This is a genomic window from Bordetella genomosp. 13 (genome assembly GCF_002119665.1).
Taxonomy (GTDB): Bacteria; Pseudomonadota; Gammaproteobacteria; order Burkholderiales; family Burkholderiaceae_B; genus Bordetella.
On sequence record NZ_CP021111.1, the window covers coordinates 3,061,429 to 3,077,260 of the forward strand.

The 15,832-nt window shown below is 68.1% G+C and carries 11 protein-coding genes; 5 read left to right on the forward strand and 6 right to left on the reverse strand.

Annotated features, from left to right (window positions below; all coding sequences use genetic code 11):
* The first annotated feature begins 126 nt into the window (after positions 1-126).
* The 3 genes from CAL15_RS13760 to CAL15_RS13770 all read left to right on the forward strand — a co-directional run bounded on the left by CAL15_RS13760 (position 127) and on the right by CAL15_RS13770 (position 4,834).
* Positions 127-2,637 (forward strand): DUF3141 domain-containing protein, encoded by a 2,511-nt coding sequence (locus CAL15_RS13760; RefSeq protein WP_086079119.1) that lies wholly within the window; start codon positions 127-129, stop codon positions 2,635-2,637.
* Positions 2,638-2,972: 335 nt separating this feature from the next.
* Positions 2,973-3,353: a DUF4148 domain-containing protein gene (locus CAL15_RS13765; RefSeq protein ID WP_086079120.1), complete on the forward strand. Its 381-nt coding sequence runs from the start codon at positions 2,973-2,975 to the stop codon at positions 3,351-3,353.
* A gap of 335 nt (positions 3,354-3,688) precedes the next feature.
* Entirely contained in the window at positions 3,689-4,834 is a 1,146-nt protein-coding gene (locus CAL15_RS13770; protein WP_086079121.1) for a glycosyltransferase family 9 protein, read from the forward strand.
* Positions 4,835-4,849: 15 nt separating this feature from the next.
* Here CAL15_RS13770 and CAL15_RS13775 read toward each other — a convergent pair whose 3' ends face one another.
* The 3 genes from CAL15_RS13775 to tkt all read right to left on the reverse strand — a co-directional run bounded on the left by CAL15_RS13775 (position 4,850) and on the right by tkt (position 9,834).
* Entirely contained in the window at positions 4,850-6,043 is a 1,194-nt protein-coding gene (locus tag CAL15_RS13775; protein ID WP_086079122.1) for a phosphoglycerate kinase, read from the reverse strand.
* 726 nt (positions 6,044-6,769) lie between these two features.
* The gene (gene gap / locus CAL15_RS13780) at positions 6,770-7,780 is read right to left on the reverse strand and encodes a type I glyceraldehyde-3-phosphate dehydrogenase (protein ID WP_086079123.1); all 1,011 of its coding nucleotides are present in this window, start codon (positions 7,778-7,780) and stop codon (positions 6,770-6,772) included.
* A 17-nt stretch (positions 7,781-7,797) separates the two neighbouring features.
* Positions 7,798-9,834, reverse strand: coding sequence for a transketolase (tkt, locus tag CAL15_RS13785; protein ID WP_086079124.1), 2,037 nt, complete (start codon positions 9,832-9,834; stop codon positions 7,798-7,800).
* Between the two features lie 177 nt (positions 9,835-10,011).
* Here tkt and CAL15_RS13790 point away from each other — a divergent pair, with 177 nt between their 5' ends.
* Positions 10,012-10,743, forward strand: coding sequence for a 16S rRNA (uracil(1498)-N(3))-methyltransferase (locus CAL15_RS13790; protein WP_086079125.1), 732 nt, complete (start codon positions 10,012-10,014; stop codon positions 10,741-10,743).
* Between the two features lie 27 nt (positions 10,744-10,770).
* Here the strand turns inward: CAL15_RS13790 and CAL15_RS13795 are convergent, their stop codons facing one another.
* The 3 genes from CAL15_RS13795 to CAL15_RS13805 all read right to left on the reverse strand — a co-directional run bounded on the left by CAL15_RS13795 (position 10,771) and on the right by CAL15_RS13805 (position 14,739).
* Positions 10,771-11,235 carry a barstar family protein gene (locus CAL15_RS13795; protein ID WP_086079126.1) on the reverse strand — a complete coding sequence of 155 codons (465 nt, stop codon included), beginning with the start codon at positions 11,233-11,235 and terminating at the stop codon, positions 10,771-10,773.
* A complete protein-coding gene (locus CAL15_RS13800) occupies positions 11,232-12,389 on the reverse strand; it encodes a patatin-like phospholipase family protein (protein WP_086081088.1) in 1,158 nt (385 codons plus the stop codon). The genes CAL15_RS13795 and CAL15_RS13800 overlap by 4 nt, the downstream gene beginning before the upstream one ends.
* A 61-nt stretch (positions 12,390-12,450) precedes the next feature.
* On the reverse strand, positions 12,451-14,739 hold the full coding sequence (locus tag CAL15_RS13805) for an NADP-dependent malic enzyme (RefSeq protein WP_086079127.1): 2,289 nt from the start codon (positions 14,737-14,739) through the stop codon (positions 12,451-12,453).
* 117 nt (positions 14,740-14,856) lie between these two features.
* Here CAL15_RS13805 and CAL15_RS13810 point away from each other — a divergent pair, with 117 nt between their 5' ends.
* On the forward strand, positions 14,857-15,828 hold the full coding sequence (locus CAL15_RS13810; RefSeq protein WP_086079128.1) for a LysR family transcriptional regulator: 972 nt from the start codon (positions 14,857-14,859) through the stop codon (positions 15,826-15,828).
* The last annotated feature ends 4 nt before the right edge of the window (positions 15,829-15,832 follow it).

Below are 15,832 nucleotides of genomic sequence, written 5' to 3' on the forward strand. Positions count from 1 at the left end.
AAGGAATGGTCATAATCCTGTTGTTGCACTGCAACATACAATGCGGTGTAATGACGAGATCGCCCTGCCGCCCGCGACGGGCGGCGCCAGCCTACCGGGCCGGAAGTCCCCTACGAGGAGATCGCCATGGCAGCATCCGCCGCCGATCAATCCCCCACGCCACTCCATACCTTGTCCTTCAACCCGTGGGCCGCGGCCTACGAATACGCCGTCGATGCCTGGCAGCGCGGCGTGCTGTACACGGACGTGATGCGCCAGCGCGGCAACCAGTATCACCGCCACATCGCCAAGCGCGCGCCGAACGTGCTCAGCATGAAGTCCGAGCTCATCCTGGACGGCCGCGAGCTGGAACGCCCGGTCAACTATGGCCTGCTGCGCATCCTGCCGCCCGAGGGCATGGAGGTCGATCCGCAAAAGCGTCCCTTCCTGGTGGTCGATCCGCGCGCGGGCCACGGGCCCGGCATCGGCGGCTTCAAGCCGGAAAGCGAGATCGGCGTGGCGGTGCAAGCCGGCCACCCCTGCTACTTCGCCAGCTTCCTGCCGCATCCGATGCCCACGCAGACCGTGGAAGACGTGATGCGCGCCGAGGCCCGCTTCATGGAAGAGATCATCGCGCGCCATCCCGAAGCCGAGGGCAAGCCCGTGGCGGTGGGCAACTGTCAGGCGGGTTGGCAGATCATGATGACGGCGGCGATGCGGCCCGAGTTGTTCGGCCCCATCATCATCGCGGGCGCCCCGCTGTCGTACTGGGCGGGCTGGCGCGGCATGAATCCCATGCGCTATGCGGGCGGCCTTCTGGGCGGCAGCTGGCTCACCGCCATGACCAGCGACCTGGGCGCGGGCAAGTTCGACGGCGCCTGGCTGGTGCAGAACTTCGAGAACCTGAATCCGGCCAACACGCTGTGGACCAAGCAGTACAACCTGTACGAGAAGGTGGACACCGAAGCCCGCCGCTATCTGGGCTTCGAGAAATGGTGGGGCGGGCACGTGTATCTGAACGGCCCCGAGATCCAGTACATCGTCGACAATCTTTTCATCGGCAACCGCCTGGCCACCGCGGGGCTGGTCACTTCCGACGGCATCCGCATCGATCTGCGCAACATCCGGTCGCCCATCATCGTGTTCTGCTCGCGCGGCGACAACATCACGCCGCCGCCGCAGGCGCTGGGCTGGATCACCGACCTGTATCAAAACGACCAGGAAGTGCGCGCCCACGGCCAGACCATCGTCTACGCCGTGCATGAAAGCATCGGCCACCTGGGCATCTTCGTGTCGGGCAGCGTGGCGCGCAAAGAGCACCACGAGTTCACCAGCAACATCGACATGATCGACGTGCTGCCGCCCGGCATCTATCAGGCCGAGATCGCCGACAAGACACCCGAGACCATCAACGCCGACCTCGTGCAGGGCGACTATGTGTTGTCGTTCGAGGGCCGTCGCCTGGACGACGTGCGCGACATCGTGGAACAGCGCCAGGACGACGATCGACGCTTCGCTGCCGTGGCGCGCATCTCGGACATCAACCTGGGCCTGTATCGCACCTTCCTGCAGCCCTGGGTGCGGGCCACGGTCACGCCGCAGTCAGCGGAATGGATGCAGCGCATGCATCCGCTGCGCCTGCCGTACGAGTTGATGTCGGACCGCAACCCCATGATTGCGCCCGTGGCGCAGGTGGCCGAGCAGGTGCGCGAGCATCGCCAGGAAGTGTCGCCCGACAATCCTTTCCTGCTGGCGCAGCAGATGATGGCCAAGACCATCGAGACCAGCCTGGAGATCTACCAGGAGCTGCGCGACTGGTCGCAGGAAGCGCTGTTCATGAACGTGTACGGTTCGCCGCTGGTGCAGGACTGGGCCGGGCTCGGCGCCAAGGCCGACGCTCCGCGCCGCCATCCGGGCGTCTCGCCCGAGCACCGCAGCTTCATGGAAGACCGCAACGCCGAACTGCGCTCGCTGATGTCGGTGGGCGGACTGCGCGAAGCCGCCATCCGCATGCTGCTGTACGTGGCCGGCGCCAAAGGCGGCATCGATGAGCGCAGCTTCGCCGGCATCCGCCGCATGCGCGCCGAGAAGGATCACGTGCTGTCGCTGCAGCAGTTCAAGGACGTGGTGCGCGAACAGGCGCTGGTGATGCGCCTGGATGCGGAAGGCGCGCTGCGCGCCATGCCCACGCTGCTGGAGCGCTCGAGCGCCGCGGAAATCCGCGCCAGCCTGGCCGACATGAAGCAGGTGCTGGAAGCCGCCCAGCCGCTCAGCGAGCGCGCCCAGAACAGCCTGCGCGAGATGGAAGCGCTGTTCGAAACGGCCGCGCGCGAGGCCGAACGCGCCGGACGCCGCCGCGCCGGGCGCAGTCCCCAGGCGCCCGCCGATGCGCCGGCGGCCCAGGCCGCCGAGGCCCTGCCCGTGAAGACCTCCCCCGCGGCGGAATCGAAGGCCGTGGCGCGTGCCTCGGCGACGCAGCCCCTGGAAAGCGCCAACGACGAACAGGCGCCGACCACGCCTCGCAAGCGGGCGGCCGCCGCGCGCAAGGCGCCCACCAAGCGCGCTGCCGCGAACAAGGCCGTGGCGAAGAAAACGGACCGGACAGTGCCGGCCGCCAAGACGGGACGCGCGCGCAGCGCGCGCCGCAGCAAGACCTGATCCAGCCCCCGTCACGCTGAATCCGCGCCCCGCCCGGCTTTTCCGCGGCGGGGTTTTTCGTTGATGCGATGCGCGCGGCTTGCTCGGGGAGATCCGTGCACTGGCGCATAGGGCTTCCGCCAAGCAGGTGCCCACTGCCCAACCCATTACGCCAAGTCTGCAACTCTGGGGCTTAATAATTTGTCATTTCACCACTCATGGAAAAATATTTTCCCATCTAAGGGTTTTTCCTAGGGTCGCTCAGGCGCACCATGTCTTCACCGCGAAACAAAACCCAGATAACGACGGAATCCTCCGCCGGTTTCGCTCCCTAGACCGAATCCAGGAGATCGATCATGAAGACCCTTGCTGCTGCCCTGATGATGTCCGCTGGCCTGCTGAGCGCCAGCGCTTTTGCCGGCTCGAACATCGAACCCAACGACGTCCCGTTCCAGGGCGTGTACGGCCAATCCGAACCCGGCGCCCTGACCCGCGCCCAGGTGCAGGCGGAACTGGCTCAGGCCAAGGCTGCCGGGCTGGTGACGAACGTCGAGCCCAACGACGTTCCCTTCCAGGCGGCGTATGGCGCCTCGGCCTCGGCTGGCGCGAGCCGCGCCGACGTCCAGGCGGAGGCCGCCCAGGCCCGCCGGACTGGCGAGCTGTCCAACGTCGAACCCAACGACACGCCGTTCGTGGCGCAGGCCGCCGCGCGCAACGATGTGCTGGCGGGCGAATGACAGGTACGTAGCCGAGGTGGACGGCCATGTGCGCCGCCACCCGGCTTTGCAGAAAGCCGTGCAAGCAGTACTCGCCCGGGAAGATTGACGCCACCCGGACGAGAACGGCTTACCCCAGCCTGGCCCCGCGAGGGGCCAGGCGTTTTTTTGCGCCCGCCGCGTGCATCGGCCGCCAGAACGGCAGATAGCAAGACCGCGCCATTTCCTGTCATAGACGCCAGCCATACTCGAGCAGCTGCCTGAAGCGGGCAGCGCCCGGCCGGAATGCCTTCGGCCCGACGGTTGGACGTCCCAGGCGGCCAACCGCTGAACACGAATGAGATCATCGGCGGCCTATGGTACCCAGCAGCACGTCCGCGCGCGGCAACTTCCTGATGCGCCAGGCCCTCGCGGCCGGCGGCGCCATCCGCAAGGCGGCCCGCCATGCAGAACGCTCCACCAAACGCCGCCTGCTCGAACTGCTGGCCTTTCGCGACTCGAGCCGCACCGAAAAACACATCGATGAGCTGCGCGGTATTTCGCGCATCATCGTCATCCGGCCGAACTACCGCATCGGCAACGCGGTCATCAGCACTTCCATCCTCGAGCCGCTGCAGCTGAAGTACCCCGGCGCCACCATCGACTTCCTGGCCACGGACAAGACCACGTCGGTGTTCCGGAACCTGCCCGTGGGCACGGTGGCCGCGCTGTCGCGCGCCGCCATCTCGCGCCCGTGGCGCATGGTGTCGCTGCTGCGGCAGCTGCGGCGCGGGCGCTACGACCTGGCCGTGCAACTGGAAGACGGATCGCTGACCGGCCTCTTGATCTCGCGCGCGATCGGCGCGCGCTACGTGATCGGCAAGCCCAAGGGGGACGCGTGCTGGTACGACGTGAACGTCCGCCAGGACGTGACGCACGCCTACGACACCGCCTCGGTCTTCTCGCGCGCCCTGGGCGTGGTGGGCTGCCCCGCCCGTCCGCGACTGGTCCTGTGCCCTCGAGAGAGGTCCCAGGCCGCCGCGCAACTCGAGTCGCTGGGCCTGGCCACGGCGCGGGACGGACGGACGGAACCTTTCGTGGCGGTGTTCGTGGGCGGCCACGATGACAAGGTGTGCCCGGCCTCGTTCTGGGCCGAACTGTTCCGTGGCCTGGACGGCGGGCAGCGGCGCTTCGTGGTGTTCGTCGGCCCCGAGGAACAGGCCCTGGCGCCGCGCATCGAGCAGGCTTTGGCGGCCCTGCCGCACGGCCGGCTGTGCCGCACCCGGCCGCTGCGCGAGTTCGCGGCCATGCTGGAACGCGCCAGCGTGCTGGTGACTCCCGACTCGGGGCCCATGCACATCGCGGCCGCGCTGCGGGTGCCCGTGGTGGCGATGGCCAGGTCGCACCGCTCGACCTGTTTCATTCCCGACTACGACGACACGCGCACGGTGTGGAACCTGGACGTGGCAGAGGCGCTGCGGGCGATCGGGGAAGTCACGGCAGGGGCTGCCGCCCCTGCCTGAGCCGCGTCCGCCGACTCAGGCGGCGCGTTCCTGCAGCACCTGCACCGCAGGCAGGGTCTTGCCCTCCAGGAATTCCAGGAAGGCGCCGCCGCCCGTCGAGATGTAGCCGACCTGGTCGCCGATGCCGTACTTGGCGATGGCGGCCAGCGTGTCGCCGCCGCCCGCGATCGAGAACGCGTCCGCGTCGGCGATGGCGCGCGCGATCACCTCGGTGCCATGCGCGAACTGGTCGAACTCGAACACGCCCACCGGACCGTTCCACACGATGCTGCCGGCCTGCTTCAGCACGTCGGCCAGTTGCGCGGCGGTCTTGGGACCGATGTCCAGGATCATGTCGTCCTCGGCCACGTCGGCCGCGGCCTTGACGGTGGCCTGCGCATCGGCGCCGAACGACTTGGCGCACACCACGTCCACCGGAATGGGAACGGCGGCGCCGCGCTTGGCCATCAGGTCGATCACGGCGCGGGCCTGCTCGACCTGTTCGGGCTCGGCCAGCGACTTGCCGATGGGCAGGCCGGCGGCCAGCATGAAGGTGTTGGCGATGCCGCCGCCCACCACCAGCTGGTCGACCTGGCCGGCCAGCGACTGCAGGATGGACAGCTTGGTCGACACCTTGGAACCGCCGACGATGGCCACCAGCGGACGCTTGGGCTGGTTCAGCGCGCGACCCAGGGCGTCCAGTTCGGCCTCGAGCAGCGGACCGGCGCAAGCCACGGGCGCGAAGCGCGCGATGCCGTGGGTGGTGGCCTCGGCGCGATGCGCGGTGCCGAAGGCATCATTGACGTAGACGTCGCACAGGGCCGCCAGCTTGCGGGACAGGGCCTCGTCGTTCTTCTTCTCGCCGACGTTGACGCGGCAGTTCTCCAGCAGCACGACCTGGCCGGGCGCCACGTCGACGCCGTCAACCCAGTTCTGCACCAGCGTCACGGGCGCGCCCAGCGCCTCGGACAGGCGCTTGGCGACGGGCGCCAGCGTATCGCCCTCGCCCAGCGTGCCCTCGGTGGGACGGCCCAGGTGCGAGGTGACCATCACGGCGGCGCCGGCATCCAGCGCCAGCTTGATGCCAGGCACCGACGCGCGGATGCGGGTGTCCTCGGTGATGTTGCCGGCATCGTCGAACGGCACGTTCAGGTCGGCGCGGATGAACACGCGCTTGCCGGACAGTTGGCCGGCCTTGGCCAGCGCGGACAGCGTATTGACTTTGGACATTGATCGATGCTCCTGGTTGTTCGATTCTTCGATGTAAATAGATAATGCGGAATTCTTCGCCGCGCCGGGCTGAATGGTGGCAGGGTTCTGTTGTGACAGGGGTTTCTCTTCGCTTCCGGGCGTTTTTGAGTTCTTGAACCGCCTCTGTATGTCGTGCGTGGCCGCGCCGGCCAAGTCGTCGGGCTCGGGCGCGCCATCAGGCGCCCTCGGTCCCCTTCGGGGACTTCCCCTCCTCCAATTGGCCGGCGCGGCCACGCACGACATACAGAGGCTGCAACTACACAAAGCCGCGTACGCCTTGGGCCGCCGTCAGCGTAATGCGGAGGACAACACGCATACCGTCGCATGCCGCGGCCTCGCGCATGCCGCTGCTCTGAGTCCTCTGCCTGTGCCATCGGGCCGCTCCGGCCAATTGGAGGGAGGGCAGCCCCCGCAGGGGGCCGAGGGCGCCTGATGGCGCGCCCGAGCCGACCGACTTGGCCGGGGCGGCCCGATGGCACAGGCAGAGGACGCCTCAGAACACAGAATGCCTCCCCACAAGCACGAATCCCACGCAAGAACGCCAATCAACCTACCGATGACTTCCCGACAACGCCATCGTCCGCCCGCACGATACTGCAACCAGCATGGCGCACGGCACATGAGAACTGGCCATAAGAAAGGGCAGACCCTTCCCCGCATGAAAGCGGAAAACGAATCTGCCCCTACGCCGTAACCCTGCGGCGATTACTTGGCCGACATCAGCGCCACGGTCGTGTCGAGCATGCGGTTCGAGAAACCCCACTCGTTGTCGTACCAGGACGAGACCTTCACCAGGCGGCCGGACACCTTCGTCAGCGTGGCGTCGAAAGTGCTGGAGGCCGGGTTGTGGTTGAAGTCCACCGAGACCAGGGGTTCGGTGTTGTAGTCCAGGATGCCCTTCAGTTCGCCTTCCGAGGCGGCCTTCAGGATGCTGTTGACTTCCTCGACGGTGGTGTCGCGCTTGGCGATGAACGACAGGTCGACGATGGAGACGTTGATGGTCGGGACGCGGATCGCGAAGCCGTCCAGCTTGCCGTTGAGTTCGGGCAGCACCAGGCCCACCGCGGCGGCGGCGCCGGTCTTGGTGGGGATCATGCTTTGCGTGGCCGAGCGCGCGCGGCGCAGGTCTTCGTGGTAGACGTCGGTGAGCACCTGGTCGTTGGTGTAGGCGTGCACCGTGGTCATCAGGCCGGACTCGACGCCCAGCTTGTCGTTCAGCGGCTTGACCAGCGGGGCCAGGCAGTTGGTGGTGCACGAGGCGTTGGAGATGACGGTGTCCGACGCCTTCAGCACGCCGTGGTTCACGCCGTACACGATGGTGGCGTCGACGTCCTTGCCGCCGGGGGCCGAGATGACCACCTTCTTGGCGCCGCCCTTCAGGTGCGCGCCGGCCTTTTCCTTGGTGGTGAAAAAGCCCGTGCACTCGAGCACCACGTCGACCTTCAGCTCGCCCCAGGGCAGCTCGGCCGGATTGCGGTTGGCCAGCACGCGGATGCGGTCGCCGTTGACGACCATGTAGTCGCCGTCGACTTCGACGGTGCCCGGGAACTTGCCGTGGGCGGTGTCGTAGCGCGTCAGGTGCGCATTGGTCTTGGGATCGCCCAGGTCGTTGATGGCGACGATCTCGATGTCGTGCTTCTTGCCGCCCTCGTAGTGAGCGCGCAGGACATTGCGGCCGATGCGGCCGTACCCGTTGATGGCAACGCGAATGGTCATGACTGAAGCTCCTCGTTTTATTGCAAAACCTGCTTGACGGTCTCGGCCACCTTGTCGGCGGTCAGACCGAAGAACTTGAACAGCGCGCCCGCGGGGGCCGATTCGCCGTACCGGTCGATGCCGACCACGGCGCCCTCCAGGCCCACGTACTTGTGCCAGAAGGCGGTGACGCCGGCCTCGACCGCGACGCGCGGCAGGCCCTTCGGCAGCACCGAGGCCTTCCAGGCCGCGTCCTGGCGGTCGAACACGTCGGTGCTGGGCATGGAGACCACGCGCACGGCGATGCCTTCCTTGGCCAGCTGCGCCTGCGCATCCAGCGCCAGCGCGACTTCCGAGCCGGTGGCGATGATGACCGCGCGCGCGCCCTCGGCGTCGCGCAGCACGTAGCCGCCGCGCGCGATGGCCTGCACCGTGTCGGCGTCGCGGGGCACGAAGGGCAGGTTCTGGCGCGACAGCAGCAGCGCCGTGGGGCCGCCGTCGCGCACCGTCATGCCGATGCTGGCGGGACGGCTTACCGCCGAGCCCCATGCCACCGCGGTTTCCGTGGTGTCGCAAGGACGCCAGACCGACAGGTTGGGAATGAGGCGCAGGCTGGCCGCGTGCTCGATGGATTGGTGCGTGGGACCGTCTTCGCCCAGGCCGATGGAGTCGTGCGTGAACACGTGCACCACGCGCTGCTTCATCAGCGCGGCCATGCGGATGGCGTTGCGGGAATAGTCGGAGAACGTGAGGAACGTGCCGCCGAACGGCAGGTAGCCGCCGTGCAGGGCCACGCCGTTCATGACGGCGGCCATGCCGAACTCGCGCACGCCGTAGTTGATGTGGCGGCCGAAGTTGATGGCGCCTTCACCGGCGCGCACCGGGGCCACGCCCTTCCAGTCGGTGAAGTTCGAGCCGGTCAGGTCGGCCGAGCCGCCCAGCATCTCGGGCAGCACCTCAGCCAGCGCGGCGATGGCGAACTGCGAGGCCTTGCGCGAGGCCACGGTCTCGGCCTTTTCGACGGTGGCGGCCACGTAGGCCTGCAGCTTGTCGGCGAAGCCCTTGGGCAGGTCGCCCTGCATGCGGCGCGTGAACTCGGCGGCCTCGGCGGGATAGGCGGCGGCATAGGCGTCGAAGGCGGCCTGCCAGTCGGCCTGCGATTCGGCGCCGAACTCGCGCGCATTCCAGCCGTCGTAGACCTCTTGCGGAATGGAGAAGGGTTCGCCGTGCCAGCCCAGCGCGGCGCGCGTGGCGGCGATCTCGTCCTTGCCCAGCGGGGCGCCGTGCACGTCGTGCGTGCCGGCCTTGTTGGGCGAGCCCTTGCCGATGACGGTGCGGCACACGATGAGCGTGGGCTTGGCCGACTGCGCGCGCGCCTGCTTGATGGCGGCGTCCACCGCGTCGACGTCGTGGCCGTCAACGCCGCGCACCACGTTCCAGCCGTAGCTTTCGAAGCGCGCCGCGGTGTCGTCGGCGAACCAGTGTTCGACGTGGCCGTCGATGGAGATGCCGTTGTCGTCGTACAGCACGACCAGCTTGGACAGCTTGAGCGTGCCGGCCAGCGAGCACACTTCGTGCGAGATGCCTTCCATCAGGCAGCCGTCGCCCACGAACACGTATGTACTGTGATCGACGATGGTGTGGCCGGGCTTGTTGAACTCGGCGGCCAGCAGCGCTTCGGCCAGCGCCATGCCCACGCCGTTGGACAGGCCCTGGCCCAGCGGGCCGGTGGTGGTTTCCACGCCCGGGGTGATGCCCACTTCGGGGTGGCCTGGGGTCTTGGAATGCAGCTGGCGGAACTGCTTGATCTCGTCGAGCGGCAGGTCGTAGCCGGTGAGGTGCAGCAGCGCGTAGATCAGCATCGAGCCGTGGCCGTTGGACAGCACGAAGCGGTCGCGGTTGGCCCAGGCGGGATCGGCGGGGTTGTGGCGCAGGTTTCGGGTCCAGAGCGCCTGCGCGATTTCAGCCATGCCCATGGGCGCCCCGGGATGCCCGGAATTGGCTTGCTGCACGGCGTCCATCGCGAGTACGCGAAGGGCGTCGGCCAAGGGGTTGGGGGCGGAGGAAAGACTCATTCGACGGGCTCTTGATCGAAGCGGGTTGAACGCAGCGGCTGGCGCCAGGCGCAGGCCTGCAAAAGCTCAAGATTTTAGCACCCGGGCGCGGACGGCCCGGCCGGACCGCGGGACGCGCCCCGCGCACGGCAAAATGGTAGGCTTGCCCGCCACGACCCCCTGTCCCGCATTCCGCCCATGTCCCTTCCCCGCTTCTTCTGCGACGTTCCGCTGGCCTCCGGCGCGCTGCTGCCGCTGCCCGAAGCGCTGGCCCATCACGCGGTACGCGTGCTGCGGCTGCGCGACGGCGACGGACTGGTGCTGTTCGACGGAACGGGCGGCGAATACCCCGCGGTACTGCATGTCGACGGGCGCCAGGCCAGCGCGCAGCTGGGCGAGTTGCTGCCGCGCGAGGCGGAGCTGAAAGGCGGCATCACGCTGGTGCAGGGCCTGCCCAGCGGCGACAAAATGGACTGGGTGGTCGAGAAGGCCGTGGAGCTGGGCGCGGGGCGCGTCGCGCCCATCAGCGCACAGCGCAGCGTGGTGCAGCTGGCCGGCGCGCGGGCCGACAAGCGGCTGGCGCACTGGCGACGCATCGCGCAGTCCGCCGCGGAACAATGCGGGCGCAACCGTCTGATGCAGGTGGACACGCCCTGCGCCCTGGCCGAATGGCTGCGCCAGCCGCCGCAGGGCTTGCGCCTGCTGTGCCATCCCGAGGCCGCCGACACGCTGGCCACGGCCCTGTCCGTACGGCCGGCGCCGGCGCATCTGGAATTGCTGGTAGGCCCCGAGGGGGGATGGTCGGACGCCGAGCTTCAGGCCGCGCGGCAGGCCGGCGTACAGGCGGTGCGCTTCGGTCCGCGGGTGTTGCGCACCGAGACCGCGGGCCTGGCGCTGATCGCCGCCGCCACGGCCCTGCTCGGTTGGTAGCTCAATGATTGAGGCGTCGTCGGCGGCTCAGGCCTCGCCGTAGGGCGCCGCGGCCACGCCGGGCTCGGGATCGGGATGGCGTCCCGCATGCTCGACCACATAGCAGAACAGGCGCCCGTTCTCGCGCGCGAATTCCGCCGCGTCGGCGCACACGCCCTCGATGCTGGCGGCATCTTCGGCCAGGGCGGGGTCGCCCGAATGCAGCCGATACAGCCACAGCACCACGCCTTCCTTGTGATCGAGCACGGTGTCGCACAGACAGTCGTAGAGGGCATCGAGGTTGCCGCCGAAATACTCGGGAAAATCCACCGCCTTGGCGATGGCCCGCAGCACGGCCGAGCGGCTGCGCGCGCGGTCGCAGTCAGCCACCTGCAGCGTCATGCCGAGCTCTTGCGCGGCATCGACCATGGCCTGTTTTTCGACGCCATCGTGGTCGATGGCACCACCACGTCGCAACTGGCGCAGCAGAGTAGATTGGCCATTCCGCGTCATGCCCGGGCCTCCTCGAAAAACCTGGCGACTTCATCAATACGCCGCATCGTATCGGCATAACCCAGTTCGATCAATCGCCGTGTGTATCCAGCTTCGAACAGCAGGTAGGACATCAATGCGCCGCCCCCTGGACTGTCCGGTTCGGACGATACGCCGAGCACGCGGAAAAGCGTGCGCGCCTCCGACGGCAGGTCATCGAGGTGGTCCAGCGCGAGCTGATCCAGCGAGCAACTCGGCGTGAGCGTCAGCACGTCCACGCGCCGCGTGGCGGACCCGTTGGGCAGCATGGCATGCTCCAGCAGCGCGTTGGTACGTTCCAGGCGTTCCACGTCCACGGCAAGGCTGTCCAGGAAGATGCTGGACATGGCATGCCCCGCCACCTGCGCCAGCGAGGGATACGGCGGTTCGTCGGTGCGATCTTCGGGATGCGTATCGTCGCGGTAGCCGGTGCCGATCACCAGCACGCGGTCGGCGCCCAGATGGATGGCGGGACTGATGGGCGCCAGCTGGCGCATCGAGCCGTCGCCGCACCACTCGACCTGGCCGTGCACCCGCACCGCACGGGCGGGGAACACGAACGGAATCGCCGAGGAGGCCATCAAATGATCGACGGTGATGGGCGTGGGCACGGCCCGGCGCAGGAAGCGATGCCACGGCTCGATGGGCCGGCCGGCCTGGTAGAACGTCAGATGCTCGCCGCTGGTGTAGCCCGATGCGGTGACGGCCAGCGCCGATACGAAGCCGCGCTGAAGATTGACCTGCAGCCGATGCAGGTTCACCACGCGCGTCAGCAGTTCGGCCAACGGCGTATTGTCCAGCAGCGACCTGGGGCGCTTGGCGGCCTTGCCGGACATCATCCAGCCCAGCGACAGCAGCCCCAGCCAGCGCACGCCGGTGCGCGCCAGGCTGGAGGCGTCGGCGCGATAGACCATCGAAGTCTCCAGCGTCTCCCACAGGCGCCGCATGCGCCGCACCGCCCGCTGCGGCGTGTGCGCGCGGCACGCCAGCGCCGCGGCGTTGATGGCGCCGGCCGACGTGCCGCAGATGATGGGGAAAGGATTGACGAAGCCCGGCCGCTGCTCCGGATCCAGGATATCGAAAATGGCGGCCAGCACGCCGACCTGGTAGGCGGCGCGCGCGCCGCCCCCTGTCAGCACCAGGCCGGTCGACCTGGACGAGGGCCGCTGCAGGACCGGCAAGCCGGATGTCACGTCCTTAGCGCGGCGTGTTGGCGTCGACGACCGTCAAGGCGGTCATGTTGATGATGCGACGCACGGTGGCGCTGGAGGTCAGGATGCTGACCGGCGCGCGGGCGCCCAGCAGGAAGGGGCCGACGGCCACGTTGCCGCCGGCCGCGGTCTTCAGCAGGTTGTACGCGATGTTGCCCGAATCGACGTTGGGGCACACCAGCAGGTTGGCCTCGCCCTTGAGCGTGGACGACGGCAGGATGCGCAGGCGCAGCGCCTCGTCCAGCGCGCAGTCGCCATGCATCTCGCCGTCGATCTCGAGTTCGGGCGCGGCCTCGCGCACCAGTTCGAGCACGCGGCGCATCTTCGTGCCCGAGGTCCAGTTTCCCGTGCCGAAGTTCGAGCGCGACAGCAGCGCGACCTTGGGCGCCAGGTTCAGGCGCCGCATCTCGTCGGCCGCGGCCACGGTGAATTCGGCGATCTGCTCGGCCGTGGGGTCGTCGTTGACGTGCGTGTCCACCAGCGCCACCGTGCGCTCGTCCAGCAGCAGGATGTTCATCGCGGCGTAGGTGTTGGCGCCGGGGCACTTGCCGATCACTTCGTCGATGAAGCGCAGGTGGTCGTGGTACGCGCCCACCGTGCCGCAGATCATGCCGTCGGCGTCACCCAGCCGCACCATCATCGCGCCGATCAAGGTCAGGCGACGGCGCATCTCGACGCGCGCCATTTCCTTGGTGATGCCGCGGCGGCACATCAGTTCCCAGTACGTGGTCCAGTACTGATGGAAGCGCTCGTCGTATTCCGGGTTGGTGACTTCCACGTCCTGGCCCAGCCTCAGCCGCAGGCCGAACTTCTCGATGCGCGCCGACAGCACCGACGGGCGGCCCACCAGGATGGGCTTGGCCAGGCCTTCGTCCACCACCACCTGCACCGCGCGCAGCACCCGCTCGTCCTCGCCTTCGGTGAACACGATGCGAGCCTTGGCGCCCTCGCGCACCAGCCGCTTGGCCGCGCCGAACAGCGGTTTCATGAAGGCGCCCGAGTGGTACACGAACTGCTGCAGCTGCTCGACGTAAGCGTCGAGATCGGCCAGCGGCCGCGTGGCCACGCCGCCTTCCATGGCCGCACGGGCCACCGCCGGCGCGATGCGCACGATCAGGCGCGGATCGAAGGGCTTGGGAATGAGATATTCACGGCCGAAGCACAGATCGTAGGTACCGTACGCGGCGGCGACCACCTCGTTCTGCTCTTCCTGCGCCAGGCCGGCAATGGCGTACACCGCCGCCATCTCCATCTCGCGCGTGATGGTGGTGGCCCCCACGTCCAGCGCGCCGCGGAAGATGTACGGAAAGCACAGCACGTTGTTGACCTGGTTCGGATAGTCCGAACGGCCCGTGGCCATGACCACGTCGTCGCGCACCGAATGCGCCAGTTCCGGCAGGATCTCGGGATTGGGATTGGCCAGCGCCAGGATCAGCGGCTGCGCGGCCATCCTGGCCACCATCTCGGGCTTGAGCACGCCGCCGGCCGACAGGCCCAGGAACACGTCGGCGCCTTCGATCACCTCGGCCAGCTTGCGCGCATCGGTCCGCTTCGCGTAGCGCGCCTTGTCCGGATCCATGAGCGTGGTGCGGCCTTCGTAGACCACGCCTTCGATGTCGGTCACCCACACATGCTCCAGCGGCAGGCCCAGGTCCACCATCAGGTCCAGGCAGGCCAGCGCCGCCGCGCCCGCGCCCGACGTGACCACCTTGACCTGCGAGATGTCCTTGCCCACGACCTTCAGGCCGTTGATGAAGGCCGCACAGACCGTGATGGCCGTGCCGTGCTGGTCGTCATGGAACACCGGGATCTTCATGCGCTCGCGCAGCTTGCGCTCGACCGTGAAGCACTCCGGCGCCTTGATGTCCTCGAGGTTGATGCCGCCGAACGTGGGCTCCAGTCCCGCGATGATGTCCACCAGCTTGTCCGGATCGGATTCGTTGATCTCGATGTCGAACACGTCGATGCCGGCGAACTTCTTGAACAGCACCGCCTTGCCTTCCATCACCGGCTTGGACGCCAGCGCGCCGATGTTGCCCAGCCCCAGCACCGCCGTGCCGTTGGTGATGACCCCCACCAGGTTGCCGCGGCCGGTGTAGCGGAACGCGTCCATCGGTTCGGCAACGATTTCCTCGCAGGCAGCCGCCACGCCGGGCGTATACGCCAGCGCCAGGTCGCGCTGGGTGACCAGGGGCTTGCTGGCGTTGACCGAGATTTTCCCGGGCTTGGGAAATTCGTGGTAATCGAGGGCGGCCTGGCGGTTATTCGTGTTCATTGCGTACCGATTGTGTAAGTGAGATGACGAACCGGTGACATCCTACGCGCCTGCCATAAGGCAATTATTCGGATTTGCTATGCTCCCATAAGAAAAACCTTATTCCTCATTGCCCGCATGGCCGATTTTCAGTCCGATGAGACCGCCAGGCGCCTGGCCTCCCGCCTCAAGATGCGGCACCTGGCGCTGCTGCTGCAGATCCGCCAGCACGGCTCGCTGACGCGCGCGGCCGAGCGCATGGCCATCAGCCAGCCCGCCCTGACCAACACCCTGGCCGAGCTCGAAGCCATGTTCGGCGCACCGCTGTTCGACCGCTCGGTGCGCGGCATGGCCCCCACCGCCCTGGGCGAGGTGGTGCTGGCCCGCGCCCAGGCCATGCTGCAAGACCTGCAGCGCCTGGTCGACGACATGGAGGCGGTCGCTTCGGGGCACGCCGCCCACCTGCACGTGGGCGTCACGCCCTTCATTCCGGGGCGCATTCTTGCCACGGCGGTACACCAGGCGCAGCCCGACGGCCGCCGGCTGACCCTTACCCTGCACGAAGGCGCGGTGGCCGACCTGCTGCCGCAGTTGCGCGGCCATGCGTTGGACCTGGTGGTGGGTCCGGCCACCTCGGGACTGGACCTGGCGCAACTGAGCTTCGAGATGCTGTACCGCCAGCCGCCGCGCCTGATCGCCAGCCGCCGGCTGGCGGCCCGCCTGGGGCGGCAGCGCATGGACTGGCGCATGCTTGCCGAACTGGACTGGATACTGGGCGCGCCGCAGACCGGCATGCGCGCGCAACTGACCGACATCTTCCTGGGCGCGGGCATCGCCGCCCCGCTGCCCCTGGCCGAAAGCGGCTCGCCGCGCCTGATCGGCGAGATGATCGTCGCCAGCGAGCGCGCCATCTCCATCCTGCCCGCCGACATCGCCGAGGAACTGGTGCGGGTCGCCGGCGTGGCGGTGGTGCCTTACACCTTCGCGTGGAATCCGCCGCCCATCGCGCTGTTCACGCGTGCCGACGAGACGCCGCGAGCCGCCGAGCGGCTGTTCGCCGCCGCGCTGCGCGACAGTTGCAGGCAACTCTACCCGGCAATGATCGCGTAGTCCG